Origin of the sequence: Actinoplanes sp. NPDC048791 (genome assembly GCF_040650095.1) — a bacterium.
Taxonomy (GTDB): Bacteria; Actinomycetota; Actinomycetes; order Mycobacteriales; family Micromonosporaceae; genus Actinoplanes.
Map to the genome: position 1 here is coordinate 25,673 of NZ_JBEZGQ010000006.1, position 11,960 is coordinate 37,632.

Genomic DNA, 11,960 nt, shown 5'->3' on the forward strand with positions numbered 1-11,960 from the left:
CAAATGGCCAGGCGGTTAGCTCCGCGACGTTCGACTCATTGGTTATTGACAGACTGACGGTCTGTTGGTAGTCGCATAGCCCGACACAAACCTATTCGCTCTCCGTGATGGAGGAAGCATGGGGCGACCGCGTGATTTAATCAACCGTCTGAAGGACGCGGGCACTTGGATTGGCGTGATCCGGAATTTGTGGTGGCTTCTCGGCGGTATAGCGATCGTGGTCATTATTGTTTGGCGGTACGGCTTTCGCGATCAGCAGTACGGGCGCATTTTGTTGGAGACGATAGCTATTGTCGCGGCTTTTGGCTTGGGTGCACTTGCTGGATCGTACGCTAGCCGGAGACGGGCAAGTGTCGGCGACTACGAGTGGGAGTTCGCCGACTACACCTATAGCTTTGATCCGGCCGACGTCCTCCGACATGAGCAGTCCGTCAAGATTCGCATAAAAGCGAATCGGCACAACGTGCAATTGTTCAAAAACAGGTATTCTTGGACTGGGGGCGGAAAATGCAAAGTATCCCTTGCCGGAGGATCGCACAAACTTCTCACCGAAATGCCACGTGACTCGAATTGGAAGTACTACTACGTATTGCTCGACCATCCTTTAGGGAAGGGGTCGACCACAGATATTGAGATTAAGTACGATCTCCATGATGCAGAGATGTCATTTCAGCCGCTCATTGCCAAGAACGTCGTCGAGCCACTCAAGGAGCTGACGCTCCGAGTCGTGTTCCCGACGGACATGCGGCCGAGCAAGGCCGTCGGCGCGGAGATGGCGCGATCTCATGGACCTGATGACGATTGGCAGATCATCAAGGAGCGAACGCTCGAGGTTCACAGCACGCGGAGCGAGGTCGTCTACAACATCAAGACGCCGGTGACCGGTAAGCGTTACCAGATCCTGTGGAGCTGGCCCGCATACCCGCGCGTGGTCTGACGAGTTTCTGGCAGTTCCAGGGGTATGCCAACCAGCATGCCGTTGCAAATGTTATCGTCGTCGCGATCCGCGTGGAAGGGGCCGGCGATGGAGAACTAGAAAGATGCGCCCGATGGCGGCATCCTTCACCATCGTTTTGCGGTCTCGTCGTGCAAGCTCCGAGACGGTTCCAGGCCAGCCCCCACGCGTGCTGGTACTAGGTGCGGTGCGGGAGCGGCCATGCGGTGCCATGAGGACTCCGGCCGACGGTACGCCTCGGCCGATCGTACGAGTTGCATGATCTTCGATGTTTGTAAGCTGTTGGAAGAACCTTCGGCGATCTGTCGAGACGCCTGGCACGAAGAGCGGCACCCGGTGGGCCCGGGTGCCGCTCTTACCGTTTACGGGAGTCCCCGGTCTAGCGGTTGTTCATTACCCCTCCTCGGCCGTCTGTCGAGAACCTGAGACCTGGCTCGGATCGGATGTATGCGGCACTCCGCTCTGTAGCGGTGTTCGATGCCACATGTTCCCGTTGGGCCCCTCCAGTATCTCCGGAGCACATATTAGGCCATCGCCGACGGTTTCCACTACGCCACGACCGCGCCTCACTAGTGCTCCAGGTCACCCTCGGTATTGCTTCGCGTTGCAACTAGTTCACGCAACGACATCAGGGGTGGCTCCCCTCTCGTGTGACCCCCATGCCGGTATGCCCCCGCCGGGGTCTTGGGTACTACCGTCCCGGCGGCGAAAATGTGCCGTCCAGGGACAGAAAGGGGCGGAAAGTCTCCGCAGTTCAACGGCTTGTCAGGCGAGGTGGGCGAGTTTTTGCCCGGGTCAGGAAGGATCGATATGACCCACGATGGAGACGAGCCGAAGGCAGGAAGGCGCATAGGGCGACCTTCCGATACCGCCGAACCATGCGCTGCGGCCAGCGATCTGGCCGCAGCGACGATCCGCGATACCGGTCGATCCCGGGCGTCGGTCGCAAAGCAGCTGGGTGTCAGCGAGCGGACCATTCGCAGGTGGCTCGACGGCCCGCCGGAGAGGGGCCCTGTCCTCGAGCAAGCCAGAGCGCTCGCTCGGCTGCTTGAGAGGCCGGAACTCGTGGCTTTGTGGTGGCCTGAGCAAGATCCGCGCAAGCCGCTTCTATCCGCGCCGCCACCGGATCTAGCTTCGGTCGGTTTGTCCGCCGGATCCGGTCGGGACGGAGGACCCGGCGTCCAGCGTCGGCGTTCGCTCTTGATCGGCGCGGCCGTCGCCGCGGCGCTGATTGCGGCGGTCGTGGTTGATATCGCAGTGTTACGAGGTGACGGAAGGAACCTGCCAGTGGATTCGGCAGCTGTGCCGTCAGCCACCGCTTCGCCTACGGCGGTCGTGACGACCGGGCCGTCTGGCACCGTGTCCAGGCCCGCCTCGCCGACGGTCAGAACAGTCGAGGGCATGGTCAGCGGCCAGTACGCCGGTAACCGAATTCCTGCAAAAACGATCGGCTTGTGGACCAAGCCGGGTATGTCGAGCGGATGTGAGCTCGACGCCTGCCCAGTTGGCACCCGTCAGCAGGGGCGGGTATCGGTGGGGCAGGCGGTCGCCGTCTCCTGCGTCGTCGCTGACGGGCAGATGCTGCGTAACGGATCGGCGGGTGAGCCCGGCTATTACGAGGACCAAAGATGGGTGCGTCTGGTGCCTGGCCAGCAGGTCGGGCAGACCGGCGACGGCCCGCTCTACCTAAGCAACGTCTGGTTTCTGCGCGAGGCTCTGCCGCCGCTATCGGCCTGCTAGCTGTCTCTGGTGGTGCTCGGATGCCGCAGCCACGCGCGCACATATTTTGACGACGGCAAACTAGACGGCAGCCGGTCGGCCCATACGCTGGCGAACTTGCATTGGCCCGACCCAGCGGCATCACCCGGGCAAGGTCGGCGTGGGCTTATCGGGCGGCGGCCTGCGAGACGAAGCTGCCGCGACGGATCCGCTTGGACCTGCCGAACACGTCCGGCCCGGAGCACTGGAAGTACCAAGAAACCGTGCCTGCGCACGGGTAGCTGCGGGCAGTTTGGTTCAGCCGTCTGCCCCGGCTGTTGCGGCATCCGCATCGTTTGAGGGTGTTGCTGGTGCTGGCCATAGTCGTCCTCCCCGACGAACTGATGTAATGAGCGCGTCGGCTTCGGTGGAGTGCCGGGTTCGGCCGGCCGAGGGACAAGATGCTGCGAAATAATCAGCACTTGAGTGCAGAGGCCGCCCTTTGGGTGGCTTCCGTGTTGCCGTGAGTCCGTCGTGGTGCGCTGCTCGAGCTTGCTGCCGGGGCCCAGGGGAGCCGGGCTTGGTCGATGCGACATAACGGGCCGCCGAAACCGGGCACCCTCTGCCGAGGCCGGGTCGGCAGGTGACTGGACTTTGGTCGCAGGGCGAGGTTGTCGGGACTCGCGCCGTCACGCCGCACCCCCGACCCGACATGCCGCAGGAATCCCCAGCTAAACCCAAGATCAATTGCTATGTAGGCATCGGGTCTCCGGCCCAACCGTTCGGTGCCGATCTTGATTAGCGGCACCGCCAATCTCAGCATAGGTGCCGAATGTTTTAAGCTATTAGGCCCTTGGCGTCACACGGCACTTCCGCTATCTTCCAACGAATCTTCATTTCATGTCGGTTCTCTGAGCAGCGTGTGAAGGAACCCCAACGTGCCACGACTCAAAATGGCTGTCACCGGCCTGAGCGATTCCGATCTTCACGCAGTCCTCACCGCCGAGCGTTCAGTCACTGCCCTCGCCGCGCGTGCGGCCCGGGTAACGACGGCGGAACTGATGCAGGGGCGCCCTCGTGCGCTGCGCGCGTTCCGGTCGGTTGTGACTAGTTCCGACACGAAACGTCTGAGTTCGATCTTTCAGCCCTTGCACAAAGCGGTTCACGGCCGCTTTCCGGGATGGTTGCTGGACGCACCGACGACCACCGACGAGGGCCTGCGCCTACTGACCCGCCACTTCCGGACTGAGGTGCACCCGGTTGCCGTGGTCATCCTGGCCATGATGGCCGAACCCGCGATCCACGGCCCCAACCTTCTCGACAGCCAGTGGGAGTCGGCTATGACGCTACTGGACATCAAGGACGACCCCGACCCGGCACCGCATGAGATGACCATCGAGTCGGCACCCGAAACGGCCGCGATCGAGACGGCCAGCACCGGAACGGAACTGGAGAAGCTTCTGGCCCGGGTTGCTGTGGCCCGTGCCCAGGGGGGCGAGGTGGCGATGGCCCTGCGCGCCACTGCGGACACGATCGACTCGGCGTGGCCGGCGTCCGACTCCCTCGACGATCTCACGGGGTGGTTCATGGATGCGGATCACCTCATGGAGACGGTGAACGACGCACTCGGTCGGCGGACGGAGTCACTTGGCGCCGCTGCGACCGCTCTGGCCGACGAGATCCGCGCAGCGGAGGACCGCGCCCGGGAGGCGACAGAACGCGCCCACCGGGTGGAGGAGCACCGTCGGAAGGAAGAGGATCGGCGACAGCTCCTTCTGAACACCTCTGCCGGGCTGCGTGAACTCGGCTTCTACGACCAGGCGGAGGCGCTCCTGGCCAACGCCGGGATCGAGGTGTCGGCCGTACCCCAGGCACCAGCAGGGCCACCCACAGAAGCGCACCCCGAGCCGCTTGTGGAATCCCAAGCTGAGACGCTTGCGGAGACGCAGCCAGCTTCTCCGGAGGAATCGGCTCTCGACATCGAGGCGCTTCCTGACGTGTCCCCGCAGGCAGCCGAGGTGGAAGCGCCAGCGGAGGAGCCGGAGCCGGTCATCCTGGCCGGATCGCCCGTGTCGCCTTGGGACGAGGGCGATCCGCCTCGCATCGTCGCACTGCTGCTCAGTGAGGACTACGGTTTGGCATGGCTGCTTGCCCGGGCGGCCGGCGAGTCTCGCGTACGGCGGCAGGCCCTGCACTTCTTTGCTGCCTCGATGGGCTGCGACCCAGCCGAGGCCGCGGCCAAGCAGGCGGCCTTCGCGCCGGACGAGGCGGACGTCGGGACTGCGAGCGTCGATGAGGCCCGCGTGCTGCTTGCCGCGTGCCTGCGCTTCGGGCTAAACAGCGGTTACTCACCGGTGGGCCTCCAACAACTGGTGGACCGGGCGAGCATCGAGGGCGAAACCGTGCAGGAGCTGGTCACTACCGCTGTCCAGGCCGTCCACCGCGGACAGACCCGCCCGACCGGTGAGAACGCTAGCTTCCCGCAGGTCCTTGAACAGTGGTCTGACATCGCCCGGGCCGCTGAGCAGTTGCGACAGACTCTGCTGCACCGCAACATTAAGTTCACCCGGGCCTCCCGCATTCTGCACGACCTGGTGAAGGACGGCAACGAGCTCGGCACCGCGCTCACCGACATCGCCCAGATTGCTCAGATGGACCTGCCGACCAGCGGCGTCCCGGACGAACGGGTAAAAGATCTGCAACGGCAAGCCGCCCAACTGCACGACAGGTCGCGGGTCCGGGCACTGATCGATATCGCGGACGCCCGGGTCAGCACCAAGTCGCAGCTCCGCAAAGAAATTGTGGCGAACGCCCGGACTCGGCTGGAGGAGTCGATAGTCGAGGTTCGCGACTTCATCGAACAGGCGATGAGCCTGCACGCGACGATCCGGCAAGCCGAGCACGGAACCAATCTGACCCAGCTTGACGGGCTTCGCCGGGCCGCTGGCAGGTACCGGGTCGGGGATATCCGTCAGGTCGGCTCCGCAGCGCTGCACCAGGTCGCGCTCTGGATCGCCGCCGAACCCGCTCCGGTCGGCACGCACACGCTTGAAGGGCTCGAGGAACACGCCGCACGGCTGATCTTCGAGGTGGACCGGGACGAGCACGGCCGGCCTAGCGAGCCAATCACACCGGCACAGCTGGACGGCGCCCTCAACGGGCGGAGCCTGAGCGACGCGGTGTACGGGCATCTCGCGCGGGGCAACGTCGCCCTTGCTATCAAAGTGCTCGACGACGTTACGGACATCGAGCACGACACCGCTCTCCGAGAGGCCTGCCGACAGGCCCGCCGGGACCTCAAACAGCGGCACGACACGGCGGTGGGCACCGCTGAGTCCGCGATCGCCAAGCTCCGCTCGGTGGGCCGCGACGAGATCGCGCACGGGCTGCAGGGCAGGCTCGACGGGCTTCGCGCCACCTTCACGACCCGGTCAGACCGTTTCGACCTGACCATGGGCCGGCTCGACGAGCTGCTGTCGGACGCGCACGCCGAGCTCAGGGAGTACCGGAAGGAGCTGCGCATCCGGATCGACGACGTCTCCCATTCGCCCGCCGACAACGCCCGCATCGTCGCGTTGCTGGACGACGGCGACGAGGTCACCGCCGAGGAGTTCCTCACCCTGCTGGCGGCCGGTCAGGCGCTTCCGGAGGACAGCGCCCAGCCGGTCGACGACGACTTCGCCGCCTTCTTCCCCCGGATCGTGAATCTGGCGGCCGAAGCTGAGAGCGGCGACGCGAACAACGACGTGATCGCGCGGGTAACACAGAAGCTGCCCGCAGGCGACTCGGTGTCGGAGATCATCCGGGATGGCATCGCCTCGTGGCGTAACCTCCGCCAGCAAAAACTGTCGAACAGCCCGGGCAACCTGCAGCGCCGTCGGCTGATCGCCGACATCCTGAGGATGCTGGGCCTGGTTCCCGCGGAGGGAAGTTACCTCGGTACCTTGTCCGACGCGCCTCGGACCCGGTCTGCGCTCTACCAGGTACGCGCGAAGCCGGCCGGTCGTTCCTACGTCCCGCAGTTCGGCACACAGGCCAACGGGCGGTACAACGTCGCGATCATGTGGGAGCGCGCGACTCCCGGCCGTCTCCTCAGCCTGATCCCGGACCGGCTCCGGACCGGCCCCAACATCATCCTGTACTTCGGCACCCTTACGGCCCAGCAGCGTCTTCAGCTGCGCAATCTGAGCAGCCCCGGCCGGGACACCAGTAGCACTGTGCTGCTCGTTGACGAGGCCGTCATCGGGTGGCTGGCCTCGCGGGAGGAACCAGACTTCCGGCTCACCCAGCGGATCACTTTGCCGTTCTGCTCGATCAACCCTTACACCCCGTTCGCCGGGGGTGACGTGCCCGACGAGGTCTTCGTGGGCCGGGACCGGGAGCGGGCTGAGGTAGAGTCGCCGACCGGCTCGATGTTCGTCTACGGCGGCCGGCAGCTCGGCAAGTCGGCCCTGCTGCGGCGAGTCGAAAAGCTGTTCACTGAGAACACGACCCGAGGTTCGGCCGGCCGTCAGGTTGCTCTCTACCTAGACCTCAAGTCCGAAGGCATCGGCGAGTCACACGAGCCCAAGGAACTGTGGGCCCTGCTCAACCGGCATCTGCGTGCGCTGGACGTCCTGCCGTCCGGCTTGCCGGCCAACGCCGGGCCGGCGGCTGTCGAAGCCGGCATCAAGCGGTGGCTAGACCGGGACGGGGCGAACCGGCTCCTGTTGCTCCTCGACGAGGCGGACCTGTTCCTCACCGCCGATTTCGTGCCGAAGGCTAAGGACTCCAAGGATGCCGAGGGTGGTGCCCGGTTCCAAACCTTGCAACGGCTGAAGAGCCTGATGGAGTCCTCGGACCGTCGGTTCAAACCGGTCTTCGCCGGTCTGCACCAGGTGCAGCGGTTCCACGACTCGGCCAACACGCCGGTAGCGCACGGCGGCACCGACATCTTAATCGGGCCGTTACGCCCGGCGGAGGTCCGCAAGCTGGTCGCTGAACCGCTGCGGGCGATCGGGTACGAGTTCGAGCGCAACGAGCTCGTCTGGCGGGTCGCCGCGTTCACTAACTACCAGGCCAGCCTGGTTCAAATCTTCTGTGAGGCACTGGTCAACCATCTGCGTGAGCGCCCGCTGTCGTCGTCCGGCGGCCGGGTCGCAATCACCAGCGAGGACATCGACGCCGTCTACGAGAACCGGGACGTCCGGAACCTGATCGGGCAGCGCTTTCGCTGGACCATCAACCTGGACAACCGGTACCGCGTGATCGCGATCGTGGTCGCCTTGCTCAGCAGTGAGGCGCCGGCGGGCACCCCGTTTGAGCCGGAGGACCTGCGGGTGTACTGCGAGGCCTACTGGCCGAAGGCGTTCTCCAGTGAGGTCCTCACCCGCACGGAGTTCATTCGGTACCTGGATGAGATGGTCGGCCTCGGCGTGCTGCGCCGCACCGGCGAGTCCTACAGCATGCGCTCACCGAACGTAGTCGCCATGCTGGGCACCCGCAACGCGCTCGACCAGGAACTGCGCGAGGCCTCGGTGCACTTTGAGTTGCCGTACGAGTACAACCCGACGATGACCCGCGCAGCGTTGCCGACCACCAAGCGTTCCGGTCCACGACGATCCCCGCTGACCGACGCAAACATCGCCGACCTGGTCGGTGACAGTGCCCGGAACAGCGGAACGACGTCGCGAGTGTTGCGTGCCGGCGCCCGTTACTCCACCGCGGTGGTGACCGGTTCGCCCGCGCTGGGCATCGAACGCGTGGCGGAGGCGCTGACCATCGCGGCGGCCTCCAAGGACCAGCTCACCTTCGAGGTCGTCCCGCTCAGCGACGTGCCCCGGGTGTTGATCGGCGGCGCACGGGGACGGCACCGGTTCCTGCTGGTGGAATGCCCGCCGCGACAGCGGCAGCAATTCGAGGCCGACTTCGGCCGGGCGGTACGGGCGGTCGCCGCGTCGACTATCGTCCGGGCGATCATCGTGGTGAACTCGGCCGAGTACACCCTCCCGGCGGAGTACCCGGCCAACCCGGATGACGAGCTGCGCCTGAGCCTCCGCCGATGGTCAGCCGAGGGCTTGCGGGCATGGCACGACTTCCCGTTCGACAATCCGCATGAACGACGCCGGCTGCATCAGCTGACCTCCGGGTGGCCGACCCTCGTGGAGAACGCGGTCATGCTGGCGGCGAAGGGGCGGAGTACCGAGGACGTTCTGGACGGCCTACGCCTGCCGTTCGCCGACGCTGATCAGGCCGCCGCCTTCCTGACTGAGACTGGTCTAGGTGAGAACGCCGCTGAGGCGACGCTGTGGGCGCGGTACTGCACCACCGTCGACACGGATACCCATCGGATCGACGTGGAGCCGGTAACCCAGGGCGACCTAGAGGCGATCTGGGGCCATGACCCGGACTATCTACTCAATCGCATGGTCAGCCTGGAGGCGGTGGACCAGGACCCCGAGGGCAAGGGGTGGCTGTTGGACCGGATCGCCGCTGCGGCGCTGCTCCACGGCGTGAACTAAACATGGACGACGAGACCTGGCGGTTGCCCGGGCCAGCCCGTTTGATCGCCGAGGCGGTACGGGAAGCCAACCGTGGCCGCCACGCCGCAGTGGTCCTGCCCTCCTATCTCGGCCAGGACCGGGATTTCGTGGACAGCCTCACCAGCGCGCTGAGCACCGCACTTTGGACCTCCGGCGCGGACGCCCGGATCGTTGCCACGGACGAGGAGGAGTCCGGGCCGCTGATCTGGCTGGCTCAGGCACTCGACATCGTGGATGGTCCGCTTAGCACCGCATACTTGCTCGACCACGAGGATGCCGCCGGTAAGACTGCGCTGTTCGACTGCACCCTGCTGCACACGAAGCACCGCCAGGAGGTCGCAGGCACGGTAGGCCGGCTGGTCGCCGAGTCTCGGCCCCGGTCCGCAGAGTCCCGGCCGCGCCTGCTCATGGTCTGCACCCGTGACGCGCTGCCCCGGCTGGGGGCCGACCACACCGACGTCACCTTCGAGCCGATCTGGTGGTGGGGACGTCTGAGCCGGTGGGACGTCGCGGCCCGAATCCGGCCGGCGGTCGAGAGCCGGTCCGATCCCGGTGTGCTGCGGGATGTGCGCCTGGAGACCCTTCTGGAGGTCTGCCGGTGGGATCTTCGTCTTGCCGTGCACCTGGCCAGCGCCTGGGACGGCGATCCGGGGACACTGAGCCCGCTGATCGAAGAGTTCATCCCCGCCTCGGCAGGAGGGCCACCGCCCTTCACCCGGCTGCCGCGTTTCACCGGCCGGTGTCCCACCGGCGACCTTGCCGACCACTGGGACGACGGCGCCGTCGACCTCTGGCACGACGAGTGCGTCCCGGTCGTACGCGGGATCGCCGACCGGGCGGACACGATCCGGCACGCGGTGTGGGCCGCTCAGGCACGGGTGCTGCTGCCATGGATCGAGACACGCCGCCAGGCTGTCGCGGCCGACCTGTTCCGGGTGAGCGGGAAGGCGGCGGTGAGGTCCGTCCTCGGTGACGTCCCGGACGTGCTCGAGGTAGGTCCGCTGTTCGTGGCGGTCCGGGCATTGTCCGGCCGCAACCGGCCCCCTCTGCGGGACGCGGTTCACCTGCTCTGGCAGGCCCGCAACAAGCTGGCCCACCTGACGGCCTTGACTAGCGACGAGCAACGAGATCTCATTGCCGCGTTCGCTCCGCTGAAATTGGACGGCGGCCGGTGACTGAAGTCGCCGCCCGTGTCGAGGAGCAGAGGGGTCAGCCGACGAGCGAGGCCGCTCAGCACCGACGGAGGTCATCACGCCGGTCATTCCGATGATCCGCCGGGACATGGCCGCGCGGCGCATGACATGGAACCGGCGCCCGACACGTCATGGCCGCCCGCTGCTCCGGTTTAGAAGGTTCTTACTGTCGTGGTAGCTCGCTGGTCGCTCGGATGTCTCCAAGCGTGGCCGGACGCTCCCGAACGCATGCGGAACTCGACGAGGTGGCTGGTGCGGTCCGTCAGTTGCTGTCCACCATCTCATGTCTGACCAGCCCGGACCTGACCGGACGGATAGTTTGTGGCTGCGGACGAATCGCGGTAACTCTACGAAGCCATACAGAGTGGCCAACGACGGACTTTTAATCCATAGGTTCCGGGTTCGAGTCCCGGGCGGCCCACTTTGACCTGTGATTATGGCACTGAGTAACCGGATCAATGCGCTATATTGCCCGTTCTGCGGTGTGCATCAGTCCAGCCCCTGATCCGCTTTGCATCCGTGGTACCCGCCTCGGGGATGTCCTCGCCGCTCCGGTCGCTGGGCTCCTCAGCCCAGGCGACGCCGGGCCGGGACCGCGAGATATGTCAGGACGGCGAGTACGCGACGGTGCCCGCCGTCGGTCGGGGCCAGGCCCAGCTTGCCGAAAATGGCGTTGATGTGCTTGTGCACGGCGTTCGCGGTGATGAACAGTCGGCCGGCGATCTCGGTGTTGTCGCGGCCCTCGGCCATCAGCGCGAGCACCTCCCGTTCCCGCGGGGTCAGCATGGAGACGGGGTCGTCGCTGGCCCGGGTCAGTAGCTGGGCGATGACCTCGGGGTCGAACGCGGTGCCGCCGCCGGCTACCCGGCGTAGCGATTCAATGAACTCGTCGATGCGGCTGACCCGGTCCTTGAGCAGGTAGCCGATGCCACGCGGGGCGCCGGCGAGTAGCTGGGTGGCGTACTCCCGCTCGACGTACTGGGAGAACACCAGCACCGGGAGGTCCGGGTGGCGGCGCCGGGCTTCGATGGCGGCCCGGATGCCCTCGTCGCGGAACGTCGGTGGTAGCCGGACGTCGACGACGGTCACGTCGGGGCGGTGCTCGTCGACCGCGTCGAGGAACGAGTCGGCGTCGGCGACGGTCGCGACCACTGTGAAGCCGTTGGTGCTGAGCATCAGCTCCAAGCCGCCGGACAGGAACTCGTTGTCCTCGGCGATCACCGCTCGGAGCACGGCACCTCCAGCGTGATCTCGGTCGGTCCGCCTATCGGGCTGCGCACGTTGAGCGTGCCGTCGAGCGCGCCGGCCCGCCGGCGGATGCCGGCGAGGCCGGTTCCTCGCGCTTCGTCCGCCCCGCCGGCGCCGTCGTCGGTCACCGTCACGGTCAACAGATCGCCGTGACGGTACGCGCGGACGCCCGCACGAGTTGCGCGACTGTGCCGGGTAACGTTGCTCAGCGCCTCGGTGACCGCGAAGTATGCCACCGTCTCCACCGCCGCGGGTACCCGGCCGAAGTCACCGACGTCCACGGTGGTCGGTAGGCCGCTGCGGGCCGCCACAGCGACGAGCGCGCCGGCCAGGCCCTGGTCGGCC

Annotated in this window: 6 protein-coding genes and 1 tRNA gene; 5 read left to right on the top strand and 2 right to left on the bottom strand. The window is 66.1% G+C overall.

What is annotated here, in order from left to right:
• The first annotated feature begins 118 nt into the window (after window positions 1-118).
• The 5 genes from AB0C29_RS01485 to AB0C29_RS01505 all read left to right on the top strand — a co-directional run bounded on the left by AB0C29_RS01485 (window position 119) and on the right by AB0C29_RS01505 (window position 10,788).
• Window positions 119-937 carry a hypothetical protein gene (locus tag AB0C29_RS01485; protein WP_360813864.1) on the top strand — a complete coding sequence of 273 codons (819 nt, stop codon included), beginning with the start codon at window positions 119-121 and terminating at the stop codon, window positions 935-937.
• A 1,419-nt stretch (window positions 938-2,356) separates the two neighbouring features.
• The gene (locus AB0C29_RS01490; protein WP_360813866.1) at window positions 2,357-2,695 is read left to right on the top strand and encodes a hypothetical protein; all 339 of its coding nucleotides are present in this window, start codon (window positions 2,357-2,359) and stop codon (window positions 2,693-2,695) included.
• An 896-nt stretch (window positions 2,696-3,591) separates the two neighbouring features.
• Window positions 3,592-9,153 (top strand): hypothetical protein, encoded by a 5,562-nt coding sequence (locus AB0C29_RS01495; protein ID WP_360813868.1) that lies wholly within the window; start codon window positions 3,592-3,594, stop codon window positions 9,151-9,153.
• A 2-nt stretch (window positions 9,154-9,155) separates the two neighbouring features.
• Entirely contained in the window at window positions 9,156-10,349 is a 1,194-nt protein-coding gene (locus tag AB0C29_RS01500) for a hypothetical protein (protein ID WP_360813870.1), read from the top strand.
• A 379-nt stretch (window positions 10,350-10,728) separates the two neighbouring features.
• Window positions 10,729-10,788, top strand: a tRNA-Lys gene (locus AB0C29_RS01505).
• A 146-nt stretch (window positions 10,789-10,934) separates the two neighbouring features.
• Here the strand turns inward: AB0C29_RS01505 and AB0C29_RS01510 are convergent.
• Both AB0C29_RS01510 and AB0C29_RS01515 read right to left on the bottom strand, forming a co-directional pair.
• Window positions 10,935-11,543 carry a response regulator transcription factor gene (locus AB0C29_RS01510; protein WP_360813874.1) on the bottom strand — a complete coding sequence of 203 codons (609 nt, stop codon included), beginning with the start codon at window positions 11,541-11,543 and terminating at the stop codon, window positions 10,935-10,937.
• A 41-nt stretch (window positions 11,544-11,584) separates the two neighbouring features.
• Window positions 11,585-11,960: ATP-binding protein (locus AB0C29_RS01515; protein WP_360813872.1), on the bottom strand; the 376-nt coding region annotated here is incomplete at its 5' end.

Excerpts from the sequence above, each read along its gene's own strand:
- AB0C29_RS01510 (WP_360813874.1), bottom strand. The coding sequence starts at position 11,543 with ATGCTCAGCACCAACGGCTTCACAGTGGTCGCGACCGTCGCCGACGCC.
- AB0C29_RS01500 (WP_360813870.1), top strand. The coding sequence starts at position 9,156 with ATGGACGACGAGACCTGGCGGTTGCCCGGGCCAGCCCGTTTGATCGCC.
- AB0C29_RS01490 (WP_360813866.1), top strand. The coding sequence starts at position 2,357 with ATGGTCAGCGGCCAGTACGCCGGTAACCGAATTCCTGCAAAAACGATC.
- AB0C29_RS01485 (WP_360813864.1), top strand. The coding sequence starts at position 119 with ATGGGGCGACCGCGTGATTTAATCAACCGTCTGAAGGACGCGGGCACT.